22 protein-coding genes and 1 pseudogene are annotated in these 26,331 nt (G+C 49.4%); 3 read left to right on the top strand and 20 right to left on the bottom strand.

Going from position 1 to position 26,331, the window contains the following annotated elements; genetic code table 11:
* Nucleotides 1-9: 9 nt before the first annotated feature.
* The 6 genes and pseudogenes from ACXX82_RS10920 to ACXX82_RS10895 form a co-directional block, all read right to left on the bottom strand.
* Nucleotides 10-273 carry a hypothetical protein gene (locus tag ACXX82_RS10920; RefSeq protein WP_323506318.1) on the bottom strand — a complete coding sequence of 88 codons (264 nt, stop codon included), beginning with the start codon at nt 271-273 and terminating at the stop codon, nt 10-12.
* Nucleotides 274-335: 62 nt separating this feature from the next.
* Nucleotides 336-1,007 (bottom strand): annotated as a pseudogene (locus ACXX82_RS10915) (amino acid ABC transporter ATP-binding protein); the annotation flags it as partial.
* Entirely contained in the window at nt 1,004-1,672 is a 669-nt protein-coding gene (locus ACXX82_RS10910) for an amino acid ABC transporter permease (protein WP_322234570.1), read from the bottom strand. The gene ACXX82_RS10910 and the pseudogene ACXX82_RS10915, both read right to left, overlap by 4 nt.
* Before the next feature lie 60 nt (nt 1,673-1,732).
* Nucleotides 1,733-2,485, bottom strand: coding sequence for a transporter substrate-binding domain-containing protein (locus ACXX82_RS10905; protein WP_322240327.1), 753 nt, complete (start codon nt 2,483-2,485; stop codon nt 1,733-1,735).
* The gene (locus ACXX82_RS10900) at nt 2,442-3,293 is read right to left on the bottom strand and encodes an IclR family transcriptional regulator (protein WP_458562906.1); all 852 of its coding nucleotides are present in this window, start codon (nt 3,291-3,293) and stop codon (nt 2,442-2,444) included. The genes ACXX82_RS10905 and ACXX82_RS10900 overlap by 44 nt, the downstream gene beginning before the upstream one ends.
* Nucleotides 3,294-3,522: 229 nt before the next feature.
* Nucleotides 3,523-5,961 carry a fused MFS/spermidine synthase gene (locus ACXX82_RS10895; RefSeq protein ID WP_458562905.1) on the bottom strand — a complete coding sequence of 813 codons (2,439 nt, stop codon included), beginning with the start codon at nt 5,959-5,961 and terminating at the stop codon, nt 3,523-3,525.
* 473 nt (nt 5,962-6,434) lie between these two features.
* On the opposite strand from ACXX82_RS10895, the gene ACXX82_RS10890 reads away from it, so the two are divergent.
* On the top strand, nt 6,435-7,121 hold the full coding sequence (locus ACXX82_RS10890; RefSeq protein ID WP_322234564.1) for a hypothetical protein: 687 nt from the start codon (nt 6,435-6,437) through the stop codon (nt 7,119-7,121).
* A 638-nt stretch (nt 7,122-7,759) separates the two neighbouring features.
* Here the strand turns inward: ACXX82_RS10890 and ACXX82_RS10885 are convergent.
* The 7 genes from ACXX82_RS10885 to gabD form a co-directional block, all read right to left on the bottom strand.
* Nucleotides 7,760-8,119, bottom strand: a complete 360-nt coding sequence (locus ACXX82_RS10885) for a hypothetical protein (RefSeq protein ID WP_322234562.1) — start codon at nt 8,117-8,119, stop codon at nt 7,760-7,762.
* A gap of 194 nt (nt 8,120-8,313) precedes the next feature.
* Nucleotides 8,314-9,207 (bottom strand): class I SAM-dependent methyltransferase, encoded by an 894-nt coding sequence (locus ACXX82_RS10880; protein WP_322234560.1) that lies wholly within the window; start codon nt 9,205-9,207, stop codon nt 8,314-8,316.
* A gap of 282 nt (nt 9,208-9,489) precedes the next feature.
* The gene (locus ACXX82_RS10875) at nt 9,490-10,140 is read right to left on the bottom strand and encodes a response regulator (protein WP_322234558.1); all 651 of its coding nucleotides are present in this window, start codon (nt 10,138-10,140) and stop codon (nt 9,490-9,492) included.
* Between the two features lie 413 nt (nt 10,141-10,553).
* Nucleotides 10,554-12,593 (bottom strand): primosomal protein N', encoded by a 2,040-nt coding sequence (locus ACXX82_RS10870; RefSeq protein WP_322234556.1) that lies wholly within the window; start codon nt 12,591-12,593, stop codon nt 10,554-10,556.
* Between the two features lie 888 nt (nt 12,594-13,481).
* Complete coding sequence (gene hemE, locus ACXX82_RS10865; protein WP_322234554.1) at nt 13,482-14,558, bottom strand: uroporphyrinogen decarboxylase; 1,077 nt, start codon at nt 14,556-14,558, stop codon at nt 13,482-13,484.
* Nucleotides 14,559-14,689: 131 nt separating this feature from the next.
* A complete protein-coding gene (locus ACXX82_RS10860; protein ID WP_322240324.1) occupies nt 14,690-15,859 on the bottom strand; it encodes an MFS transporter in 1,170 nt (389 codons plus the stop codon).
* A gap of 258 nt (nt 15,860-16,117) precedes the next feature.
* Nucleotides 16,118-17,572 (bottom strand): NADP-dependent succinate-semialdehyde dehydrogenase, encoded by a 1,455-nt coding sequence (gene gabD, locus ACXX82_RS10855; protein ID WP_458562904.1) that lies wholly within the window; start codon nt 17,570-17,572, stop codon nt 16,118-16,120.
* A 328-nt stretch (nt 17,573-17,900) separates the two neighbouring features.
* Here gabD and ACXX82_RS10850 point away from each other — a divergent pair, with 328 nt between their 5' ends.
* Entirely contained in the window at nt 17,901-18,638 is a 738-nt protein-coding gene (locus ACXX82_RS10850; RefSeq protein WP_458563982.1) for a transporter substrate-binding domain-containing protein, read from the top strand.
* Nucleotides 18,639-18,709: 71 nt separating this feature from the next.
* Here ACXX82_RS10850 and ACXX82_RS10845 read toward each other — a convergent pair whose 3' ends face one another.
* From ACXX82_RS10845 to ACXX82_RS10835, 3 genes are all read right to left on the bottom strand, one after another.
* A complete protein-coding gene (locus ACXX82_RS10845) occupies nt 18,710-19,537 on the bottom strand; it encodes an SGNH/GDSL hydrolase family protein (protein ID WP_322234550.1) in 828 nt (275 codons plus the stop codon).
* Nucleotides 19,538-19,561: 24 nt separating this feature from the next.
* Nucleotides 19,562-20,368 (bottom strand): PPK2 family polyphosphate kinase, encoded by an 807-nt coding sequence (locus ACXX82_RS10840; protein ID WP_458562903.1) that lies wholly within the window; start codon nt 20,366-20,368, stop codon nt 19,562-19,564.
* A gap of 181 nt (nt 20,369-20,549) precedes the next feature.
* Entirely contained in the window at nt 20,550-20,930 is a 381-nt protein-coding gene (locus ACXX82_RS10835; protein WP_458562902.1) for a CoA-binding protein, read from the bottom strand.
* Here ACXX82_RS10835 and ACXX82_RS10830 point away from each other — a divergent pair.
* Nucleotides 20,929-21,060: a hypothetical protein gene (locus ACXX82_RS10830; protein ID WP_322234544.1), complete on the top strand. Its 132-nt coding sequence runs from the start codon at nt 20,929-20,931 to the stop codon at nt 21,058-21,060. The genes ACXX82_RS10835 and ACXX82_RS10830 overlap by 2 nt on opposite strands.
* A gap of 301 nt (nt 21,061-21,361) precedes the next feature.
* On the opposite strand, the gene ACXX82_RS10825 is transcribed toward ACXX82_RS10830, so the two are convergent.
* From ACXX82_RS10825 to atpA, 4 genes are all read right to left on the bottom strand, one after another.
* Nucleotides 21,362-21,787: a F0F1 ATP synthase subunit epsilon gene (locus tag ACXX82_RS10825; RefSeq protein ID WP_205322637.1), complete on the bottom strand. Its 426-nt coding sequence runs from the start codon at nt 21,785-21,787 to the stop codon at nt 21,362-21,364.
* A gap of 250 nt (nt 21,788-22,037) precedes the next feature.
* The gene (gene atpD / locus ACXX82_RS10820; RefSeq protein ID WP_205322638.1) at nt 22,038-23,438 is read right to left on the bottom strand and encodes a F0F1 ATP synthase subunit beta; all 1,401 of its coding nucleotides are present in this window, start codon (nt 23,436-23,438) and stop codon (nt 22,038-22,040) included.
* A gap of 218 nt (nt 23,439-23,656) precedes the next feature.
* Entirely contained in the window at nt 23,657-24,529 is an 873-nt protein-coding gene (gene atpG / locus ACXX82_RS10815; RefSeq protein ID WP_322234541.1) for a F0F1 ATP synthase subunit gamma, read from the bottom strand.
* A gap of 29 nt (nt 24,530-24,558) precedes the next feature.
* Nucleotides 24,559-26,100, bottom strand: coding sequence for a F0F1 ATP synthase subunit alpha (atpA, locus tag ACXX82_RS10810; protein ID WP_322234539.1), 1,542 nt, complete (start codon nt 26,098-26,100; stop codon nt 24,559-24,561).
* Between the last annotated feature and the right edge of the window lie 231 nt (nt 26,101-26,331).

Below are 26,331 nucleotides of genomic sequence, written 5' to 3'. Positions count from 1 at the left end.
CTTCCTGGACTATAGTTCCGCCGCTTTTCCAATGCTCACCAACATCACCTCTGCGTCCGTAGCAGAAAGGATGAGTTCGTCGTCTTGTGTCGTCAGCAAAACAGCATCGCCGGGTGCCAATCGTGATATGACTTGCGTTGGATGGTCGATATTTAGCCCACCTCGCATTACATACACAACGTTAATCTGATCAAGATGAGGGGCGGGAACGCGAAGCTGACCTGACACCGCGAGACAGATTAACTTGTGCGTGGGCTGTTGTCGTCGGGTCATGACATTAAAATCAGTCGCTGGCCCCGCAGTGAGCGACGAATCCACCTGCTCTTCCCATCAAATTCAAAAATCGGTGCCTTGGCCATCACCACAACAATGTCCGCCACCTCGCGCGCAAAACCCATTTCGTGCGTGACGACCAGCATTGTCATGCCTTCATTAGCGAGCGCCTTCATGACTTGCAACACTTCTCCGACTAATTCTGGATCAAGCGCTGACGTTGGCTCATCGAACAGGATGACTTCAGGCTTCATGTCTAATGCGCGGGCTATCGCAACCCGTTGTTTCTGACCGCCCGATAAGGTCGCAGGCATCGCGTCGGCCTTGTGCGCAAGGCCGACTTTTGCTAATAGTTCACGGGCTAACGTTTAGGCGCTGTGGTTATCCATGCCGTTGAATTTTGCGCGGCCCAACCGTTACGTTTCCCCGTAGGGATAAATGCGGGAACAGATTAAACGATTGAAACACCATCCCGACTTGCTCTCTGAGATGGTTCAGATCATGGTTCGAAAGCATCTGGCTATCGCGCAACAGTTTTTTGCCGCAGATTTCAATATCGCCCTCTCTGCTACTTCCAAACCGTTGCAGCAGCGCAGTAAGGTACTTTTCCCTGAGCCGCTCGGCCCGATGATGACGATCACCTGAGAGGGCTTCACTTCAAGATTGATGCCATGCAAAATACGATTGCCTGAGAATGATTTGGCTAAACCATTTAGTTTGATGATGGATGTCATTGCACTGCCCCTCCAGCTCTTAGATGACGTTCAATCTTTTGCAAGGCCACGATGGTGAGACTGGTTAGCACCAGATATACCAGCGCGATTGCCAAATACACTTCCAGCGAACGATACGAGACGCTGATAATTTTTTGCCCTTCGTGCATCAGGTCGGCGATCGTCAGCAGCGACACTAGCGCCGAGTTCTTGATCAATGCGATGAACTCGTTACCCAAAGGGGGAATCATGCGCACGACGGCTTGTGGCAGAATAATGGTGCGCATTGCCGTGGCGGAAGACATGCCAAGCGAACGGGCGGCTTCCATTTGCCCCTTTTCAATCGATTGAATCGCGCCGCGAACAATTTCCGAAATATAGGCGCCAGAATAAATGCCCAGCCCTAAAATGCCGCAAGCAAAGGCCGGTAGCAGGATATTAAGCTCAGGCAAACCAAAGAACAGCAGAAACAATTGAACCAGCAATGGCGTGCCCCGAATGACCGTGACATAGGTTGTGCATAATCCATAGCGGAGTCGTTTGCTCCGATCAAGTCGCCCCATTCCGACCAATAACCCAAGTACACAACCCATCAGCAGCGACACTGCCGTAATTTCGATCGTGACCAATGCGCCACGCGCCAAATCAGTCCACCCGCTCAGCACTGGTAAAAAATCAAGGCTCAATGGAATTTCTCCTGTATTTCAGTCTGCATTTCATTTGTTATAAATTTGTTTGGCTTGCTGTTATTGCTTGCTGGGCATAACCAACCATTTTTTGACCAATTTGTCATAACTGCCATCCAGCTTCGATTTCTTGAGTGCAGCGTTCAACGCCAGCGTCAATTCCGGCAAGTCTTTCCGCACCGCGAAACCATACAATTCGACGCTGACCTGCTTATCGATGACCTTCAAACTCGGACGTACTTTGACGTATTCCAACGCGGCCGGTTTTCCTGTGACCGCTGCATCGGCGCGTCCGATTTCGACCAGATTAAACATCTCCTGATTTTTCTCGACTTCAACGCGCTGCGCCTGCGGATAGTATTCCTTGAGATAGTTCACCGATTTCGTCCCTACCTGAACCGCGACTTTCTTGCCTTTCAGATCGTCTGGTTTAAGAATGCGGTTGTCGCCGCTCTTGACCACCATGACTAACCCGCCAGGATAGTAAGGGTCCGTCAAATCGACTACTTTACGTCGTTCACTAGTGATATAAATCGCCGAGGCGGCAACATCGAAGCGTTTAGAAATCAATCCCGGAATCAGGCCTTTAAAGTCGATGTCGGTCCATTCGACTTTCTTACCCATTATCTTGGCCAGCGTTTCTATTAATTCGATGTCGAAGCCGGTTCTTTTTCCGTCCTTGAAAAATTCAAAAGGAGGAAAAGTCGAATCGGTAACGACACGAATAACAGCTGGCGATTGGGCGCTAGCCAACGTTGGTACGATAAAATTAACTGCGAATAAAAGTGCGATAAAGAAGCGACGATGATGCATTTTTTTCCCCTATAGAAATACCTGTCAATACAACTTTAAGCGCTCGCTGATCGCGATCGCGGTATTGACCGTCAACCCCAATCAATTTTTGTTGCTGGTCCGCGGCGCGGATGGCAGGCGACATCAATGTGATCGTGCCGACCATGTGATCTGACTTGCTAAAAATGGGCGTACTAATACCCCAAACGCCCATATCGCCCTCTCCTTCACTTACGGCATATCCCTGAGCGCGTATTGTCGATAACTCATCACGTAACCGGCTCTCTTCTTTTGGTTGACTAGATAACTGCACAGCAATGACTTCATCGACTATCGACAGCGGCAAATGCGCCAGCAAAGCTTTGGCGGAGGCACTGCGCAGCAAAGGTTGAGAGCGCCCTTTAGAAAAAGAAGAGCGCAGGGATTGCAGGCTCTCCACCATGTCGAGACACACGACCTGATTATTGACGGCAACCATCAGCCCAACACTTTCGTCACACAGTTTCATCAACTTCTCCATCTCGGTTCGCGCATTGATGACGAGATAAGAGGTGAGATTGAAGCCCCATGCAAGTTGCACACTGAGTGGACCGGGAGCGTAAAGATTGTCTTGCTCTTGTATTAATTCCCATTTTTTTAGAGGAAGTAGCAGGCGGTATAGCGCCCTTTGCGGTAGTTTTGTTGCTTCCTTCAATTCCTTGACGGTAATCGGTTTTCCGTGCCATGCAATGACTGACAGCACCATTAATGGCCGCTCACGCGTCGCCGCAGCTTTCGGCGATGAAGTGGACGGTTGATTGTCAGGGCCAGGGAGGAAAGTTTCACTCATGCACTAATCATTGACCAAAATTCTCAACTTTCAAAATATTATTCCCAAATAATGGGAGCGCCATATTCCTCAGATCAAAACATCGGCATCAACAAGCGCGCTTCAGCATATTTTGTGTAAGAAAAATAATGAAAAACACTATTACAAGCTTGAGGTATTGGGAAATTTGCTGCGATAAGCCAGTGACTTGCTGGCGATGGCCGGTAATTAAACGACCAACCAATAACGATTAGCGTTTTGGTACTGTACGCAAAAGCGTCAGATTGGCCTCGAACGATCGGTCAGGCGAATTGGCGTTGGCCTTTGGCGTGTTGTATTCCAGCTTTAAGTTGTTATCGGTAGAAATCCATTTCTCACGCTGCACGCTGAAGCGGTTCAACAATGTATCCACCATATTTGGCGATAACAACAGGTCATCGGCAATACTGGCAAAGTGCCGCCCGGCCAATTCACGCACTGACTGGAGCTGCGGTGAAGTGTCGAGCGCAGCCGTGATGGCCGGTGATGCGTGTGACCGGGCAGCATCGTTGGTAGCGATTAAGATCCCCTGACCACCCACTACGTATAGCGACACGTAAGAAAATTCAGCGCGGAGCGTGGCGATGATGGTTAGCAAATCGGTCGACGCCATGTGGTGCAGTTGTACCCATTGCTGCAGAACGCCTTCAGGACGTAACCGTGAGCGCGCCAGTTGATAAAACTCACGGTTATAGAGCGACGCCGCGCCAGCGAACCAGATCGAGGTAATTTCAATACTAATAACGTCATACTTTCTGGGCGTTAGCAATAATAAATTACGACCGTCGGTAATGTGCGTCTGGACCCGCGCCAAATACGACACGCCACCGTTAACACCCGAAAAATAGCGATTAGCCATTGCCACGACATCACGGCTAAGTTCTGCGATATCGATGTGCGCAAATCCGGCGTCATGTAAAACCCGGCTCGTGGCACCAGTGCCGTAACCAATGACAAGGGCGTTGTTTCGCAAATTCTGATGTAACAAAGGTAAGGCAGCAAAGCCTATTTGGGCCTGGACTTCGCCCTTCTTCGCATCGTTTCCCTGAAATTTTCCATTGGTCAGCAATGTGGTCACCACGCCACCATTTATGGCATGGTTGGCGTGACGGGTTACCATGGTTAAGCCGCCATCAATACTTTCAGCGTGATCAATTACAGTGCCCCAGTTTTGCGCGGTAAAGTAGACGTTGGCACCTTTACTCAACGTGTTGTAATCCAGCCGACTCGGGCTGATCAAGATCAGCACGATAACGACCGCCAAGCCCGATCCTAAACGCTGTCGCGTTCTATGTGTGGCAACAGATACGGTGACCACCGCCGCAATCAGGAGCGCACTTCCAGCGACTATTTTGCTCACTACCAAGCCGCCAAGCCATGGCAACAAAACGAAACCGAACAATAAAACGCCCGCGATGTTACCAAGCGTATTGAGCGCCGCGCTCAGCCCGAGCATGGTGATACCACGCCGTGAGGACGTGGACGAAGTAGCAAGGTCCATCGCCAGTGTATAACTTGCGCCAATGCAGACCGTGGGAGGAATCATGACCAGCGCGCACACCAATCCCCGTACGATCTCACGCGATTCAAAAGAAGCGAATGCCGGAATCTGACCAAACCCAATAAACCATACGGGAATCATGTCCCAACCCCACGCTCCCAGCGAAACCGTCGCTGCTAATGCAATCTGGGTCACGGCAAGCCATGCCGGGCGATCAGTGCCAGAGCGTTCCAGTAACCGTCGTCCGCATTCACCGCCGATTGCCAGGCCGACAAGAAAAGTCGCCAACATCAGACCAAATGCATACACACTGTTACCCGCGACGATGGATAGCAAATGCACGTACACCACCTCAAGCCCGAGGGAAAGTACGCCACCGAGACCCAACGCCACTAACGCACCGGCAAGGATGCCTGAACCGACAGGGACAATGTCTTGATGCTCGCCGGCTTTTGCAGGATGCGTTACATCACTGTTTGGTGTGTTAACAATGGGTAGAGCACGAGATGCCGTATGCAGCTTTTTTGCGAGTTCGAGTGCCGCCAGTGCCACCAACAGATTCAAGATAGCGGCGATGATTGTTGTCATGCGCACCCCAAAAAATGGAATAACCGCGTAACTGGTCAACAGCGCGCCGAGTGCTGCACCTGTCGTGTTGCAAGCGTAAAGCCAGGCCACCGCTTTACCCAAACGGTTACCTAGGGGATTCAGCGCCTGCGCCAATAAAGGAAGCGTGATACCCATCAACACTGTGGGTACCAATAACACCCCCGCACCGAGTCCTACGCGAAGCACTAACAAGCTCGGTGCCTCCGGTGATAAATCGGTAGCCAGCGCCACATAAATCCATTGAATGAAAGAAAATAGTGTTGGTGTGGCGACACAATAAACCCCAATTGCCAACTCGACCAAGGCGTATACCAACACGGGGCGCTTTACCCGCGCAGCAAGTGCGCCTCCAACCAGAGAGCCAATTGCCATGCCGCCCAAAAAAGTTGCCAACACGGTAAAGGTCGCCGCCGCAGTGCTGCCGAACACGAGCGCCAACTCTTTGGCAAAAAGCACCTGATACACCAGCGCGGCTGCACCGGAGATAAAAAACATCAAGCCCATCCGGCGCGACAATCGAAAGTTCAAGTTGGCTGTCATGAAACTGCGTGCATCCTATAGTTGGAAATATCGACGTCGGAGTGTTCCCAACATCATGATCACCGACTTTGCTCTTTTTTCTCGATACAAAAGAGGGAAGGCAAAGTGATAATGCCACAGCAACACGCATTCCTCGCGAGCTTGATTGGATCGCCCTCTTCTTATTCCCCTTACTCCCAAATCTGGAGCAAGAATACGACTACAGCACAGGACTAATAGGGTCGGAACCGCGCTGATTATCCAAGATGGGATGCCGTGATTCTTTGCATCACCCCCCGTAATTACGTACGAACAACTGAGAAAGATGTTTATTTTTAGGAAGCTTAATTGGTGTTTTTCGAAGATTCTGACGCACGATGTTATCCTATCGCTATGGCAAAGATGTTGAACCGCATGGACGGACTATTGTTCCGGATCAACTATCCCTGATAAACAATGCAGGAATAAACGACTAATTTATCGAAAGCAGAAAAATGAAAAAACTTTTTGCAGCTTGCATTGCAGTACTCCTATTAGCCAGTTGCACGACCGGAAACGATTGGCAATCTCAACCGAACGACAGTGGCCTGAGATTTACGGCCAAGGCGCGCTCATACGACGACGTATGGACCGCAGCGATCCGTAGCGTGACACGCAACCTCACAATAATGGATGAAAGCAAGGCTCAGGGCCGCATTCGCGCTCAAAGTAGTTCCGGGTTGATGAGTGGCACAGAAGTGATCAGCGTGACGATATCGCCAGCCGGACGCAATGTGCCTTCTTATTTGATTGAAGTACGAAGCAGTCGGTCGAAAAGCTTGATTTCCGGCCCCGATCAGACCCGTAATATTGTCGCCAGCATCAAAGCCGAATTGGGTGATATGGCTAGCGAAGCACCGGTATCAATCAAGGATTCTCTCAGCCCATCGGAAGAAATCATCACGATGCCGCTACCTGACCGCTCCAGTCAACCAAACACGACCAGTGCAACAAGTACAGTAACTTCAGGCGAAATGGGGGCGCAAGTGGAACGGTTAGCACGTCAGAGCGGCTGCGAGCCGACAATGAGTGCTAAATTAATCGCCAGGACAACGGGTGTTGAGACATATCAAACTTCCTGTCAAAATGGACAACAGGCGCTGTTCAAATGTGAAATGCGCCAATGTCGACGATTGGACTAATTCCAGCTTCAGCTCAACCTAAAGGGGAACCGATTATGAAGGCTACATTCGCTATTTTAGTACTGTGCTCCCTGCTGACTGGTTGTTCAGCGGCCCATTTTCGGTGCGACGATCCCGATGCCCGCCCGGCTTCGTGTAAATAGATAGAAAGTCCGCACTTTATGACTGGTGAAATGGCGTCTTCTTATTCGCATAGCGGGTGTAAGTATCAGCGAGGATGCGTGGGTCGCACCAAAAGACATCGCATGCTTTAAAACGTTGACGTTAAATTTTTAATAACGATCTGGAGTCAATAAATCATTCGCTTAGAGGTTCAAGCCATTTTGATCCCGCATTGCTAGCGGTATTTAGTCGAACGATAAGAGGGAAGAAGTGGGGAGGTGTTTCACCTCCCTGAGAAATTTCTCTACTCCCATTTTCATAGTTTATTTTCAGCAATCTGAATAGTGCATGATCACATGTGACACATTTCCACTACTCAAGCAATTGTGCCGACTATCGCTGTAATGTGGCGTAACGAAAGACTCTTTTAATACCTGCTATTTGCGCCAGCCTTAGACAGCATATCGACTGCTCTTCGCATGATTTTATTTAGCGATGTTTAAGTTTCGTCTTTAACCAGCGCACTCAGCTATCGGCTATGAACCATTTAATTGCTGCCAGCTTCGAGGACCACCGTCGCCGTGGCGATCATCGAACCGCCTTAATACGGCTTCACGCACGGAATCTGAAAGACTGGGATATTTATCACCCTGCTCAATGGCAGCGTATTCCTTGCCAGCTTTTGAAAGATCATCTGAAATGTGAAAGCCAGCAACAAAATCCTGCTCCCATTGCTCGGTAACCTTCTGCACCAGGGCTACGCGTCCGGGATGACTTAAAAGTCCGAACTCGTCGGCCCCGGCATTAATTTTTTGTACGGTCTCGGTCAATCCCTCTTCGGTCGGCGGAGCCTTTGTAAACTCATTGACTGCATGTGAACCACTAGTTTTCGACATTTCACTCTCCTTAAATAAATGGCGCGATGGGAACGCCACTTTTCCAAAAAAACTGTACAGCGATTCGATAAAGCTATTACGTTCCTAGGTTATGAAACCTAATACTAGTGAGCGTCGGGATTGTCGAGATTAAAATAAAATATCTTTTATCCAATACATTACTTTCGACGATTCCCCGTCACTCTACAACAAAGTTAGCTTTCAACTTGTCCGACAGGCAGTGTAAAAAATCGTTCCTGCATTTCTTCCAACCCGAGAGTCTGCAACACTTCTTGCAACCGTTGTATGGGTCGAGCACGCGGTAAATCTTTGTAAGTCGCGATAATTAATTCATTTTTCATGGAATGCTCCCAACCGACAAGCTCTGTCACGTTGACCTGGTATCCATGCGCTTCCAGTTGAAGACACCGTAAAACGTTCGTCACCTGGCTTCCAAATTCACGTGTGTGTAATGGATGCCGCCAAATTTCTGTAAGCGCTTCCTTGCCGAGAGATTTGCCCTTATTTTTCTTCAATACCGCGGCCACTTCGGCCTGGCAACAAGGCACAAGCACCATGAAGCGGGCCTTCTTTTTTAAGCCGAACTGTATTGCATCATCTGTCGCAGTATTACATGCGTGTAATGCGGTCACCACGTCAACGCGCTCGGGGAGCAATCCCGACTCGGTTGAGTCAGCCACGGACAAGTTAAGGAACGACATTCCAGGAAATGCCAATTTGCGTGCTAATTCTTGCGATTTTATAACGAGCTCTTCACGCGTCTCAATGCCGTAAATATGCGAGCCGTCCTTCAACGTCTTAAAAAATAAGTCATACAAAATAAATCCAAGATAGGACTTACCGGCGCCATGATCCACCAGTTGAACACTCGCATGCTCACGTTGGATTTCTTGCAATAAAGGCTCGATAAACTGATAGAGGTGATACACCTGCTTGAGTTTGCGACGACTATCCTGATTCAACTTGCCGTCGCGGGTCAAGATGTGCAACTCTTTTAACAGTTCAATGGATTGACCAGGTCGAATCTCATGCTTGGACTGCGACTGTGATTGACTATTCGATGCGGAATCTTGCTTGATACTATTCATTTAATTCTGATTTCCTGGCTGCTCGATACGACGATTGGACGGTGATAAGACCAAGTATAGCGATTTCAGCGAGGGTGAGAGCCAATTTACGCGTCGCCCACCTAGTTGCTTAATTAGTTGCCCACTTTATCGCTTACTTATCCGCTTGCTTATCTACAGTCGCAATCAGTGATCAAGCCTCCGGCACAGGAATTTTTTAAGCTGACACGAACTTGCCTAACTTAACTTATAGACAACCAAAATTCATACCGCATCAATAAAAAATCGTCGGTTAGCAATACATTAAATGAAGTTGTCAGGGGTTATCCCGCCACTTGAATAGCGTCCCAGTTCCACGTCATTACGCAGACCAACTTTTCGCATCGCAGAGGTTTTTTGTAAGGCAATGGTTTTCACACTTTTGTTCAAGCGTAGCGCTATCTCCTGCATTGTATGGCCATCGGCATACATTCTTAATACTTCCGTTTCGCGCTTTGTTGGCATTTGCCCAACCGGACCACCACGCAAAATCTCGCGCACTGATTTACCGATATAGCGCGTGCTATTCGCGGTCCCCTCGATTGCATCCCGGATAGATGAAATTTCATCATTCATATGCAATACAGCGTCAGCGCCGCTTTTTATAATTTGATACAACACGGCTGGCATCATATTCATCGTAAGAACGATTAAACATATCTGCGGATGATGCCGCTTAATGTAGGAAAGTAGTGTCAAACCATCACTCATACGGCGCATCGGCATTGAGATGTCGGTGATTAAAATATCGCATTCAGTATCCTTTAATCGCGCCAGTAACTGATCAGTCGAATTAGCAATTGCGGCCACCGAAAGATCTGCACAGCGATCAATATAGCCACGCACGCCGGCAATAATGACGGGATGATCGTCGGCTAAAATTATCTGTTGTTGTCGCAGTCGGATCTTTCGCATGCTTTCTCCTTAAAATCAAACATTGAAAATCAAAGATCGCTTCGATTTTCCAAATAAATATCAAATGGATAATTTTGTGACTATCCGTTTTAATATTGATTTCCTAGGAACTAAGGTTAGCTATAGATGCGCCTCCGAGATATGAGAACTTTCCCAAAATGAGGGTAACAATTCTGATAATGATGCTTAAGCGGGCAATTTTAAGAAATTTCCGGCCTACTTTGACAACATTTCATACCAAAACGAGACGGTGGCGGGATGAAGCAAGGTACATTCAGTATCGCTTACGCATTTAATCCGGCGGAAAATTGGGATAGGTTGGATGCGAAACGAACGGATAACCGGTGCTCAAGTAAATTGAAGAGTCGATTGAACACTGCATTTTGATATTAATACGACATCATTTATACTCGTTAGATGTCCACCGGATCGACTTCCAGCGACCATTTGGCGCGCGTCTTGATGGTCCGCAAGACAGCCATCCAATCAGTAAGAAAAGCTTGTAAGCCCGGTCTTGAAGGGCATTCAATCAAGAGCTGCGCCCGATCCACATTAGCAACACGCGTCATCGTCATGGGGATCGGATCATTCATCGTAATACCGCCATGCTCCAGGCAGGTTGCGGCCTCTTGCAAAAACGCTATCGCTGTTTCAAGCTCCTTTGCCTCAGCGCGTAATAGCGCTTGATAAATATACGGCGGCAAATGCGCTTGTTGCCGCTCAGCCAAAAGAGAGCTGGCAAAGTGATCATAATCATGCGCGATCACCGCCGAATACAAAGGATGCTGCGGATAACGCGTCTGAATCAACACCTCACTGACGCTGCCACCCTCTTTTTGTGCTGCCCTACCGGCGCGACCGGCAACCTGCATTAGCTGGGCAAACAAGCGCTCACTGGCGCGATAATCATGGGAGAACAAGGCCGTGTCAGGATTCAAAATTCCGACAAGGGTCAGATTTTTGAAATCATGCCCTTTAGCGACCATTTGCGTACCGATCAAAATATCGACCTCGCCCCGATGCACGCTATCGAAGGCGCTTTGAGCGCTGCCTTTGCGACGCGTTGAATCAGCATCAATCCGCAAAACCCGCGCTTCCGGAAACATCGCCTGCAAACCCTCTTCCAGACGTTGCGTCCCGCGCCCCAATGGTTGCAAATCAACATTGCCACAGGTCGGGCAAGACTTGGGGATGCGCAACTCGAGGCTGCAATGATGGCAGCGTAGTCGATGTTCAGGCTTGTGCAACACCATATACGCAGTGCAGCGCGTGCAGTTGCTGACCCAGCCGCAAGCATCACAGGCAATCACCGGTGCGTAACCACGTCGGTTGAGGAATAACAGCGATTGCTCACCACGTTGCAAGCGCAGCTTTAAAGCGCTGATCAACGTAGAGGTCAGACCCTCAATCGGTTTGTCGTGCTCCATATTCACCAGTTTCACAGCCGGCAAAACAGCATTCTTCACTGCGCGTTCACGTAATTCAAGTTTTCGATAGCGCCCTGACTGCGCGTGATGCCAGGTTTCCAGCGAGGGTGTCGCCGAGCCTAGAACGATAGGAATTTTTAACTGGTGTGCACGCCAGACAGCCAGATCGCGAGCCGAGTAACGCAAGCCTTCCTGCTGTTTATAGGATGGATCATGCTCCTCATCAATAACGATCAGGCGTAAATGCGGCAACGACGCCAGCACCGCAAGTCGGGTCCCGAGAATGATGCGGGCTTGCCCTAAATGAGCAGCGAGCCAGTGTCGCATGCGCTCGCCTTCGGCCAGTCCGCTATGCAATGTTGCGACCATGACACCAGGAAATCGCGCACGGATATTGCCCTCTAATTGCGGCGTCAAATTGATTTCAGGAACCAGGATTAAAATTTGGGCAGGATTGTTCTCACCATTACCATGCGACAATATTTTTTCTGCCGCCTGCAAATACACCTCGGTTTTGCCACTGCCGGTAACGCCATACAACAATGTTGGCGCAAAGCCGGTAGCACTGGCAATTGCGTCGGCGGCGCGTTGTTGCGCTGGGTTCAACGGCGGAACATCGATTGGCGTGGCATCGTGCGCAACGCTGACCTGATGTAGTTTCTTTAAGCCGCGGTCAAGCGCAACTGTGGTTAAAGCGCGCAAATTTTTCGGCAAACCCGGCAACGCCACCTCTCCCAATGGACGCTGATAATAATCGGCCGCAAATTGACATAAAGCCAACCAATGAGGCGACAGCGCCGGCAACTGATATCGTACGGCTTGCACATCCTTTAATTTCGCGGCTGGAACCTCACTATGCGCGCTGCTGCCAACGATCATCCCAACCACCTCACGTCGACCGAACGAGAGTTGCACAAGTTGACCTATCTGCGGGCGGGCGTCTGCATCACTCGTTGACTGCCAGCGATAGTCAAAACTGCTGTCAAGGGGGGTGTCAAGGACAACCTGAAGAATGCATTGTTTCACGAAGTTAATGTGAATCCTGAGGAAAGAAGCTAACTGCCGGTTTCATAAGCGCTTTTAAAACTATCCACAGGTTCTGTGGATAACTTTGTGGATAACATCCACTTGACAGCCGCAAACGCAGTATATACGCGGGACTCGATGAATTGCCCAAACTGAGTGCACTAAAAATGACCTTAAAAATCAATGACTTACAAAGTCCTCGATTCACAAAAAATATATTTTTATATTTTTTCCCAACATCCACCGCAACCGATAATTTGTGCACAAGTCCACTATGTTCGCAATAAAAAAGAACCGAACTGAATAAAATTGCAAGCACGAATAGCGCATATCAATATCAACCTCAAAAAAACTTGATGGCTAACACCGCGACCATCGCATCCAGATATCTTTTCGGTCTTGTGTACTTACCTCATGCAAAACATGAGGAAACGCGTTAAGTACTGGTTTCATAAGCACTTTTTTTTAGTCACGCAGTGCCTGTGGATAACTTTGTGGGTAACCCTTCTAAAAAAGGTCCTAGCGTCATATCCCGCGCCAGTTCTCACAAATAATCGAAAGTAATTGCAAAAAAAAACTTCTTATAATTCAATGACTTACAATTTTAAAAATACGGCAAATTAAAAATATTGATACGCAAAATTTCTGCGATGCAACAAATAATTATTGTGCATAACTAGTCTAATTCGACGCTAAATCTGTGTTAAGGAAAAATATTTCTAGCGTAAAACAGCACCAAACCGGAGCGCTGACTATCGCTAGCCACTAAACCAATATCCTGATCGGGCAATTTAGTCGTTCACAATGTACAAGGAAAGAATGACTGGTTCGCGTAAAAAAGGCGTTCGAAATTTTCAATCCCACACACCCTTGTCTTGACGCTACTTATCAGCGCATCTTACGACTCATCTCGTGCACCGCCTCGACCATCACGGCGACTGATTCCGGCGGTGTGAACTGGGAAATACCATGACCGAGATTGAATACATGTCCATGCCCAGCAGAAGGCGGTCCATAAACCGATAACAAACGACCCACCTCAGCGCGAATCTGTTCAGGATTCGAGAACAGGACCACCGGATCAAGATTGCCTTGTAGCGCTACTTTATGTCCTACGCGAGCGCGCGCCTCGGCCAAATTGACGGTCCAGTCCAGTCCGACCGCATCAGCCCCGATATCCGCGATCTGCTCAAGCCACAAGCCGCCGCCTTTGGTAAAGACGATTGCAGGAATAGGCACACCATCTTTTTCCCGCTTTAACTGACTCATCACCTGACGCATGTAATTTAATGAAAACGACTGGTATGCACCATCTGCAAGCGCGCCACCCCATGTATCAAAAATCATCACAGCCTGCGCACCGGCGTCAATTTGGGCGTTCAGATAGGTTGCCACAGCAGCAGCGTTGATCGCGAGAATGTGGTGCATCAGATCAGGGCGGTTGTACAACATCGTTTTAACCGTGCGGAAATCATCCGAACCGCCGCCCTCAACCATATAACACGCCAGCGTCCACGGACTGCCAGAGAAACCGATAAGTGGAACCTTGCCGTCCAATTCCGTCCGAATTTGCGTCACAGCGTTGAAAACGTAGTCAAGACTGCCCATCTCGGGAGCAGACAATGCCATCACCGCTTTTTCATCCCGTAACGGACGTTCGAACTTTGGCCCTTCGCCATCGGCAAAGAACAATCCCAAACCCATTGCGTCCGGCACTGTCAAAATATCGGAAAATAGAATCGCAGCATCGAGAGGAAACCGATCCAGCGGCTGCATCGTGACCTCGGTGGCATAGTCGGGATTCTTTGCCAGGCCCAGAAAAGACCCTGCGCGCGCGCGCGTTGCGCGGTATTCAGGCAAATAGCGTCCCGCCTGACGCATCAGCCACAACGGCGTGTAATCCGTTGGTTGACGCAACAATGCACGTAGGAATGTGTCGTTCTTAAGAGGGGCAAATTGGGGCATCGAAGGCAATCTCAAGCTTTTGGAATGCGGCATTATCTCATTCTAATCACAGCCTGCGGCATTGATGCTGAGGTTTTCTGATACGTTCACTGACCAGCTAGAAAGGGGATGACCGTCAAATGCTGGCTAAACTAGTCGCCAGCAGTCATTGCCAAACCACTTGTGCGTCCAATAGATGCTGACCACAGCGTAAGGGCGAGCGCCATTAACACCATGACAACGCCGGCATATGGCAACACCGTTAATTGAAAACCGGCCCCAATCGCCATGCCGCCAACCCAGGCACCTGTCGCATTGCCAAGATTGAATGCACCTTGATTCAACGTGGCCGCAAGATTGGGGGCTTCGCTGGCACGATCCACGACTAACACCTGCAACGGCGGTACGATGGCGAAAGCCAGTACACCCCATATGAAAATCGTCACTACCGCTGCAACCGGCGTATGCATGGTGACGGAAAACACGGTCAGCACAATCGCCAGCGCAATCAAAAATCCAATCAAAGAGGGCAACAAACGCCAGTCTGCCAATTTGCCGCCCAGCGCGCTTCCAACGGTTAAGCCAACACCAAAAATCAACAACACCAGCGTTACCGCATGCGGTGTTAAGCCTGTGACATCTTCCAGTATGGGCGTAATGTAGGTGAACACCGAGAACAAACTAGCCGACGCCAGCGCGCTAATTGCCAGCACCATTAATACCTGGCGATCAGCAAGAACCCTAAACTCTTGAAGCAAACTACTTTTTTGCATAACGATCTGCTTTGGCAGCCATGCTGCCAGTGCGATCACCGCCAAGATCCCGATGACCGTTACCGCCCAGAAAGTTGACCGCCAACCCAACAACTGGCCGAGAGCGGTGCCGAAAGGCACGCCCAACACGTTGGCGAGAGTTAGTCCCGCAAACATTAACGCAATCGCCTGCGCCCGCCGATTCGGGGCAACTAGGCCAGCGGCCACAACGGAACCAATACCGAAAAACGCGCCATGACAAAACGCAGTGACTACGCGCGCGACCATTAACACTGTGTAATTTGGCGATAACGCGCACAACACATTGCCGACAATGAACAAACCCATGAGGCTTAACAATGCGTTACGGCGCGGCATGTTAGCGGTAACAATGGCGATAATAGGTGCGCCGATAGTGACCCCAAGCGCGTAGCCGGTGACCAGCATTCCGGCAGCCGGAATCGATACCCCCAGATCCCGTGCCACGTTGGGCAGCAATCCCATAATGACGAACTCAGTGGTACCGATACCAAAAGCGGCAACGGCCAGGGCGAATAAAGGCAAGGACATCATGTGAGGATCAATCTGGAAACGGGGTCACAATGATAAGTAACGCAACTGGAAACAATGATCGCGACCGCCGAAGGCACACCAGGAAATTGGTGTAAGGCACGATTATAGCAACGCAAAAAGATTTCTGCTGCGCACGAAAATATCATTTATGGAGTGGTGCTATATCAACGACATGACCTTGATAAAATGAATCAAAAAAGGATCGACAAATCGATCCCATTTTTTCCGGATTATTAGGATACGTATTTCAACGAATCACATTCCGCCCATGCACAAATACTTGATGACCTGATAGTCTTCGATACCGTATTTCGAACCTTCGCGGCCCAGACCGGATTGCTTGACGCCACCAAATGGCGCGACTTCGGTAGAAATCAGACCAGTATTGATACCGACTATGCCACTCTCAAGCGCTTCCGCCACCCGCCAGATACGGCCGATATCGCGTGAATAAAAATAGCTGGCCAATCCGAATTCGGTATCGTTGGCCATCGCCACCACTTCGTCGTCAGTGGTAAAGCGAAACAAGGGTGCCATCGGGCCAAACGTTTCTTCGCGCGCCACCACCATATCGGAAGTAACATCGGCCAAAATAGTTGGCTCAAAAAAACTATGTCCCAACGAATGACGCTTGCCACCCGCAAGGATGCGCGCGCCCTTGCTCAAGGCATCCGCAATGTGATGCTCGACTTTTTCAACTGCTTTTTGATCAATCAACGGCCCTTGGGTCACGCCCTCTTGCTGACCGTCCCCGACTTTCAACTTGGCAACTGCCGCTACCAGTTTTTCAGCGAATGCATCGTACACGCCAGCTTGCACGTACAAGCGGTTGGCGCAGACGCAGGTCTGTCCGGCATTGCGGTATTTGGACGCCATTGCGCCCTCGACAGCGGCATCCAGATCAGCGTCGTCGAAGACGATGAATGGTGCGTTCCCACCCAGTTCCAACGATAGTTTCTTAATGGTTGGCGCACATTGCTCCATCAACAAACGTCCGACGCCGGTTGAACCGGTGAACGTCAGCTTACGCACAATCGGATTGCTGGTCATTTCTGCACCGATGACACGGGCAGCGCCTGTGACAACGCTAAACACACCCGCTGGAACACCGGCGCGCTCCGCCAGTACTGCCAGCGCCAACGCTGAAAAAGGTGTGGATTCCGCAGGTTTCAGCACCATCGGACATCCTGCAGCAAGCGCAGGGCCAACTTTGCGGGTAATCATCGCTGCGGGAAAATTCCAAGGCGTAATCGCCGCGCAAACGCCAATCGGCTCCTTGATCACAACAATACGATTATTTGGCGAGGTCGATGGAATGGTGTCACCGCCAGCGCGTTTACCCTCTTCAGCAAACCATTCAATAAAAGAGGCTGCATAAGTGATTTCACCCTTGGCTTCAGCCAGCGGCTTGCCTTGTTCCAATGTCATGATCAGCGCCAGATCATCCGCATTCGCCAACATCAGATCATTCCATTTACGCAAAACCACGCTGCGCTCTTTGGCCGTTTTACGACGCCATGATTTCCAGGCCGCGTTAGCGGCAGCAATCGCACGTCTGGTTTCGGTCGTACCCATTAGAGGAACCGTGCCGATAGTCTCGCCGGTAGCGGGATTAGTGACAGGAAAAGTCTCACCGTTATCGGCATCGGACCAGACACCGTTGATATAAGCTTGCTGGCGAAATAAAGAAGCGTCTTTTAATTGCAACATAATGAACTCCTGTCAGGAAATGCAGGTGCGTTGCCAGCCGCAATATTAAACATTGCGATCACAACAGCACAAAAGAATAACGTTACCACGACCTTACGTAACGAGTTGGGTCACACCAATTTGCGCAGTAGACAATGCAAAGAGTCAAATAGGAATCGCACAACGCGCTAAAATAGTTTGCATGGTTTTAATTGGCAAGGAACCAGTTGTTTATCTCGCTTTTTTTCTACTTCTTACCTGTCAACGATATGCCCATCACTCCGGAGAGTTTGTGAAAAAAACGTATTTTTACGCACTGACGACATTTACTGCAATGGTTGCCATCTAGCTGTCAGCGTCCGCATTGGCTGCGTCCGATACGCCTCCATCACGTCTCGATCAAGTTCTGCAGACCGGCAAACTACGCGTATGCATGACTGGCGACTATAAGCCATTCACGTTTTACAAAACCGACCAGACCTTCGAAGGAATAGATGTTGATCTGGCGCAATCATTAGCAAAAACTCTAGGGGTTCAGGCCCAATTCGTCAAGACATCCTGGTCAACACTCACCAACGACTTTCTGGAAAAATGCGATATTGCGATGGGCGGCGTTTCAGTCACATTTGATCGGCAGAAAAAAGTCTCGTTTTCAGTCCCTCACATGGTCGATGGCAAATCTGCGATTGCACGCTGTACAGATGTGGCGAAATTTCAGTCGCTGGCGGCAATAGACGTTCCCGGGACACGCGCTATTGTCAATCCTGGTGGAACCAATGAGCGCTTTGCCAAGACCCACTTCAAGCAAGCCCAACTCATCGCGCATCCTGACAATGTCACTATTTTTGATCAAATCGTCGCGGGAAAAGCGGACATCATGGTAACCGACGCCAGCGAGACTTTATGGCAGTCAAAATTACATCCTGAGTTGTGTGCAATTAATCCCGACAAGCCACTCCAGTTTGCCGAAAAAGCGTTCATGCTGCCGCGTGGCGACGTGCCATTTAAAGAGTTTGTCGATACCTGGATGCATCAATTGAAAGCCACTGGCGACTACGATCAGATATCAAATCACTGGCTCAAATAGAACATTTTTTGCCCTGCACAGACTTATTTTGAGAACTGCTACGGACAAGGTAATGCTTAAAAAAAACCGCCTTACTCTGCTCCGTTGGCTGTCGCCACTTCCGACGTTTTTTTACTCCGATATTGTAGACGTGGGGCCACCGCGGCAGCTAACTGGCGCCCCCAAGTCGCAGCACCGATGACCGACGGATGCATCCCATCAAACGCCAGCAAAGCGGGATCGGTCATATTTTTTAAAGTCGGCACGCGTGTCACGTTCATGTGCGGCGACAATTCGACAACGATTTTCTCAGTCGCAATATCCAATTCTTGCGCTTTAAGGCCAAGCACAAAGCGTAACGGTTGCGGCAATGCGGGAAATAAATGAAGCGGCGGTACGCCAGCCACGACGATTAGACGCGGTGATAAATGCAGTTGTAGTTGCAACAAAAGATATTTCAACTCAGCCGCGTAACGACGCCGCGATCGAAACGCTGTGCTGTCATTAACGCCAAATGCTATGAGCACCACATCGACATGTTGCAGCGCCGTTCTTTCGGTAATGCGAGGTAATAAGATTTTGATGGCGCTATGCAACGTCGCCCCATTCTTTCCCATCGCCTGCCATGCAACCGGACGCTCCAACCGTATCGCCAAGGCAGCAGCGAACTGACCAGTAATCGCCTCATAGTGCGTTGCAACGCCGACGCCAGCCACCGGTGATTCACCAAAAGACAGTAACTGCAAGGCTGGTGGTCCCGGCTCCGACTGGTTGCTGGCAAATACTTCTGACTTTGCCAAGCCAGTGGTCGGACCGACCGCCTCTGGCAAACGCGGCGTAATCTTGCGCGTACGTCGGCCTTGAAAAATCAGCCAAGGCAACAGCGGCAGCGCTACTAATTCGGGTAACCATCGTCGCACCTGGATCCTCCTGAAAGCAACACCCTACACGATTTTGAGGCCAACCAACGCTGGATTGGCTGCGGGTGGCTTAAGTTTCAATGTTTGTAACGTCTCAAGCACGATACTCGCTATCGCCACATTACGGTGGGTCTTGGAGTTGGCTGGAATCACATACCACGGCGCGTGATCGGCATCAGTTGCCTGAATAGCGCGAGAAAATAAATCCTGATATGTATCCCAGCTTTTCCGCTCCTCCATATCTTGCAGATCAAATTTCCAGTTTTTTGCCGGATCATCAATACGCTCTTGCAATCTACTAGCCTGTTCGTCCTTCGAGATGTGCAACAAAAATTTAATAATGGTCGTGCCGGTCTCAGACAACATCCGTTCAAAATCGCGAATATGCGTATAACGCCGTTCGCATTCGGCATCATCAATCCAGTCGTGCACCCGCGTTATTAAAACATCCTCATAATGACTACGGTTAAACACCGCTATTTCGCCGGATGGCGGCACTTGCTGATGGACGCGCCATAGATAATCATGCGCTTTTTCAATCGGACTTGGTGCTTTAAAGCCAACAATATTTATGCCCTCAGGATTGACCTCGCTGAACACACCTTTAACCGTTCCATCTTTTCCGCTGGTATCAATTCCCTGCAAAACAACCAGCAATTTGTGATGTTGACCGGCATACAGCAAATCTTGTTGCAGGCCGATTTCAGTCGCCAACGACAGTATCTTCTGCTTGTCTTTATCCTTGTCACCGCTAGAAAGCGGCTTTTTGCTGGCATCCCCATCTTTAAGCTTAGTCTTTTTACCAGCGCGAAATTCACTCTGAGCGGACATCGAATACTCCTTTATTACGCCATATTCATTTTATATAAACGAGCAGCACACTTCAGACTGCCGCATTTCATTCCGAATCCGGCGGTCATCCAACCATAATCGTTGATTTAAGGAAAACATCCAGGTCTTTAATAAAGGCCCGATACCAACAGTAAATTAATTTTTTGATATTCTGAAAAAATTACAATACGCCGTGTAAATTACCCAAGGCATGCTCGATCTTAATACAACGATCCATCACAACGGTTAATCCAGCCTTGATGGCTTTGTCGGCGGCATCCTGATTAACGATGCCAAGTTGCATCCAGATGGTACTCGCCCCGATCATGATAGCTTCACCAACAACGGGGGGAATATCATTCGCTTTGCGAAAACAATCAACAATATCGATCTTTAAATTGTCCATGGTTAAAGCGCCCGCAGCAGCATAAAGATCTTTATAGCAGAGCTCTCCAAGGATGTGAGTACCTACATACATAGGATTGACCGGAATAATCCGATAACCATGCTCTTGCATATAGCGGGCTACACCATAACTCGGGCGATCAGGTCGATTGGACATGCCGACTATCGCAATGATGGGTTCGGAAGACAGGAATAACGATATGGGTGCTGCTGGCATGGAGGATTTTCCTCTTCAGGTTAGCGCGCTGATGGCATCGAATGCTGCTACTTTGGTGCAACAACTTTAATACGGCGTGAATCCAGCGTTAATCGGGATTTCTCGTTATATCTCGGCATATCTCGGTATATCTCGGTATATCTCGGTATATCTCGGTATATTTTAGACAAGACAGTGATGACCCTATCTTACTTGAGTCTGCTCTTATCTGTATCGGGATAGAAACACGAAGTCTATTTCGCGCCCGATAAATACTTACCGCTCATTAGCAACCACATTGCGTGCAAGGCACGGGCAACAAAAAAGCAGCCGAAGCTGCTTGTTTGCTACCATCGTCCAAATCGGAACAATCTCTTGTACCGATTGCTGAATTAACGGCCTTTTGAACGCAATCTATGGATCGCTGCCAACTGCGCAATTGCTGTCGTCAATTCTGACTGGGCTTTTGCATAATCGATCTTCGATTCCTGATTGGTTAATGCTTCTTCTGCCAAACGCTTGGCTTCTGTCGCTTTCGCCTCATCCAGATCGGCACCGCGAATCGCAGTATCGGCCAGAATGGTGACGGTATCAGGCTGCACTTCCAGCAGGCCACCAGCAACGAAAACGAATTCGTCTTCCGCCTGACCTGGCACCTTGATGCGTACCGCACCCGGCTTGATACGCGTGATCAGCGGCGTATGACGAGGATAAATCCCCAACTCGCCTGACTCACCCGGCAACGCGACGAATTCAGCCTCGCCAGAAAAGATAAGCTCTTCTGCCGAAACCACGTCAACGTGAATAGTGTTTGCCATGTTAGACCCTTATGTATAGAAGTTGCACAAAATCAGCCCGGCGGCGTTGTGCTGTCCTCGCCGTACTAGCGTACTGTCTACGTCCGCGCGTCTTGCCGGGACAATTTTGCGTCAGTCCTCATTTACCCGTTCAATCAAACTGTCATAACAGATGCCAACTACGTTACTTACACGCTTACACTGCCCAGACATCGACCTTACGGTCAATCCCTGTGCTCGAGTAACGTCACGCAACCAACATCGCTATGCTTTAGTTGATTTTCTTGGCTTTTTCGATTGCTTCTTCAATTGTACCGACCATATAGAACGCTTGTTCCGGCAGGTGATCGAGTTCGCCGCTAGCGATCATTTTGAAGCCCTTGATCGTATCTTTTAGCGAAACGTATTTACCTGGTGCACCGGTAAATACTTCAGCAACGTGGAACGGCTGCGATAGGAAACGTTGCATTTTACGTGCACGTGCTACCAACAGTTTGTCTTCCGGTGCCAACTCATCCATACCTAGAATCGCAATAATGTCGCGCAATTCTTTGTAGCGTTGCAGAATACCTTGCACAGCACGTGCTGTGTCGTAGTGTTCCTGACCAACCACGAGTGGATCCAACTGACGCGAAGTAGAATCAAGCGGATCAACCGCTGGATAAATACCTAACGAAGCGATATCACGTGACAACACAACGGTGGAGTCCAAGTGAGCAAACGTCGTTGCTGGCGAAGGATCGGTCAAGTCATCGGCAGGAACATACACCGCTTGAATTGATGTGATCGAACCAGTTTTAGTCGACGTAATACGCTCTTGCAAACGGCCCATTTCTTCAGCCAGTGTCGGTTGATAACCCACAGCAGAAGGCATACGACCCAACAACGCAGATACTTCGGTACCAGCCAATGTGTAACGATAGATGTTATCGACGAAGAACAACACGTCTTTACCTTCGTCACGGAAGCCTTCGGCAATCGTCAGACCAGTCAACGCAACGCGCAGACGGTTACCCGGCGGCTCATTCATCTGACCGTAGACCATGGCAACCTTAGAGTTCTCTGGATTTTCCAGATCGACCACTTTTGCATCAGCCATTTCGTGATAAAAGTCGTTACCCTCACGAGTACGCTCACCAACACCGGCAAACACGGACAAACCACTGTGCGCTTTAGCGATGTTGTTAATCAATTCCATCATGTTGACGGTCTTACCAACACCAGCGCCACCGAACAAACCAACTTTACCACCCTTGGCAAACGGGCAAACCAAGTCAATAACCTTGATACCTGTTTCCAACAACTCTTGCGATGGCGACAAATCGTCATACGCAGGAGCTTTACGGTGAATAGAAGCTGTTGTCGCGTGACTTACCGGACCGCATTCATCAATAGGATTACCGAGTACGTCCATGATGCGACCAAGTGTTGCTTTACCGGTAGGAACCATAATTGGCTTACCAGTATTCTTGATCATCATGCCGCGGCGCAGACCATCAGAGGTGCCCAACGCAATAGTACGAACGATACCGTCGCCTAGTTGCTGTTGTACTTCCAGTGTCAGTTCCGAACCTTCCATCTTCAAGGCATCGTAAATCTTAGGCATCGCGTCACGTGGAAATTCAACGTCCACAACAGCGCCGATACACTGAACGATTTTGCCATCAGCCATTTTCGTTCCTTCAATATATAAAATTAAATTCAGTTGAACGCTTGCGCGTTATGGTCGTTGCGTGCGGCGACCTCTAAAAACCTGTTACACGAACCAATGTCGAACCTGCGATCCTCACCGTGCCCATTGCGGCTTCCGGATTTGTTGCATCGACGACCTGGCTTTGATTCGTTCACTGCGGCTTTTTGAGGAGCCCTTAAAATCGTTGACTGTGTGACCTAAACTGCCGCCGCACCGGAAACGATTTCCGACAATTCCTTAGTAATCGCAGCCTGACGAGTCTTGTTGTAAATCAACTTCAACTCACCAATCACGTTACCGGCATTGTCGCTTGCCGACTTCATTGCGACCATCCGCGCTGATTGCTCAGACGCCATGTTCTCTGCAACCGCTTGATAAATCAGCGTTTCTACATAGCGCAATAACAAATCGTCAATAACACTTTGTACGTCCGGTTCATAGATGTAATCCCACGCGTGGGCACCATCATTGTCGGCCGCGAGACGTTCGTTTGACAGAGGCAGCAATTGCTCTAGTCGCGGTTCTTGTCTCATCGTGTTAATGAATTTGGTGTACACCAGGTACACCGCATCCAGACGACCTTCTTCGTATGCATCAAGCAATACCTTGACCGGGCCAATTAACTTGTCCAGATGCGGCGTATCACCGAGTTGCACCACGTGCGATATGACTTTTGCGCCAACCCGGTTCAGAAAACCCAGGCCTTTATTACCAATTGCGACTGCTTGAATCTGATTACCCGCTGCTTCCAGTTCACGCATTTTGGCAGTAACAAGACGCAAGGAGTTGGTATTCATACCGCCGCACAAACCTTTATCGGTTGTGACAACGATAAAACCAACCGTCTTGGCATTGTCCTGCTTAGTCATGAACGGATGCGTGTATTCCGGATTCGCTTGCGACAAGTTAGAAGCAATATGACGAATCTTCTCACTATAGGGACGAGCCGCCAGCATCCGTTCCTGCGCTTTACGCATTTTGGACGCCGCGACCATTTCCATCGCCTTCGTGATCTTTTTCGTATTTTCTACGCTTTTGATCTTGCCGCGTATCTCTTTGCCTGTAGCCATGAGTTATTACTCCTTATAGCCCCAGAGAATTAATACGCGTCGGATTTTTTGAAATCAGCAACTGCAGCAGACAACGCAGCTTCAGCATCTTTGTCGAGTTGCTTGGTTTCTTCGATCTTTTGCAACAATGGCGCGTGGCTAGTTTTCATGAAGTCATGCAAAGCTGCTTCGAATGCCAGCAATTTCTTCACTTCAACATCATCCAGAAAACCCTTGTTGACCGCGAACAACGTTACTGCCATTAACGAGATCGGCAATGGCGAGTATTGTGCTTGCTTCAACAGTTCAGTCACACGTGCGCCACGATCCAGCTGTTTGCGGGTTGCCGCATCCAGATCAGAAGCAAACTGCGCAAACGCAGCCAATTCACGATACTGTGCCAAGTCGGTACGAATACCACCGGACAGGTTCTTGATAACTTTAGTCTGAGCAGCACCACCAACGCGCGATACCGAAATACCAGCGTTAATCGCAGGACGGATACCAGCGTTGAACAACGACGTTTCCAGGAAAATCTGGCCGTCAGTGATCGAAATAACGTTGGTTGGAACGAAAGCAGAAACGTCGCCAGCTTGTGTTTCAATGATTGGCAAAGCAGTCAATGAACCAGTCTTGCCCTTGACTTCACCTTTGGTGAAAGCCTCGACATAAGCTGGATTCACGCGTGCTGCGCGCTCTAGCAAACGGCTGTGGAGATAGAACACATCGCCAGGATACGCTTCACGACCCGGTGGACGACGCAGCAACAACGATACCTGACGGTATGCAACAGCTTGCTTTGACAAATCATCATAGACGATCAGTGCATCTTCACCACGGTCACGGAAGTATTCACCCATGGCGCAGCCAGAGTAAGGCGAGACGAATTGCATCGCGGCCGACTCAGAAGCCGACGCTGCGACAACGATTGTGTATTCCATCGCGCCGTGTGCTTCCAGCGAGCGTACGATGTTTTTGATCGATGATGCTTTTTGACCAATCGCAACATAAATACATGTAACGTTTTGACCCTTTTGATTGATGATGGCATCAATCGCAACAGCAGTCTTACCAGTTTGACGGTCGCCAATGATCAGTTCACGTTGACCGCGACCAATCGGGACCATCGAGTCAATTGACTTGATACCGGTTTGCATCGGCTCAGAAACTGACTGACGGGCAATAACGCCTGGTGCAATCTTTTCGATTGGCGCTGTCAACTTAGCGTTGACCGGGCCTTTGCCGTCAATTGGCTGACCCAGCGCATTGACAACACGACCACGTAGTTCAGGACCGATCGGCACTTCCAGAATACGACCAGTACATTTGACTGTATCGCCTTCAGAAATGTGCTCGAAGTCGCCCAAAATAACGGCGCCGACAGAATCACGTTCCAGATTCAGTGCCAGACCAAATGTATTGCCTGGGAATTCCAGCATCTCGCCTTGCATCACGTCAGACAGACCATGGATACGGCAGATACCGTCGGACACGGAGATAACCGTGCCCTGATTTCGAATCTCAGCGGTATCGCCAAGGCCTTGAATCCGGCTCTTGATCAGTTCGCTGATTTCAGACGCGTTGAGTTGCATACTAACTCCTAAAATTTTTCTCTTTGGCTTACGCTAAGGACTCGGGCCACTCAGTTTGACGCAATTGATGCAGTTGCTATAGTTTAGCTACCGCGGCTGTTACCGCAATAGACTTTTTCGGAACCTGCTGCGCCTCGCGAATAATGCGTTGCGCGGTGCTCACAATCCTCATGGTCTAAGACCGTTCCGGTTGCTCCACTCCGTGCGCCCTATCTTCACGACGCTCGCTAA

Source organism: Glaciimonas sp. GNP009, from assembly GCF_054343755.1.
The sequence above is the reverse complement of the archived record's forward strand: the minus strand, read 5'-3'. Positions and strand labels throughout refer to the sequence as shown.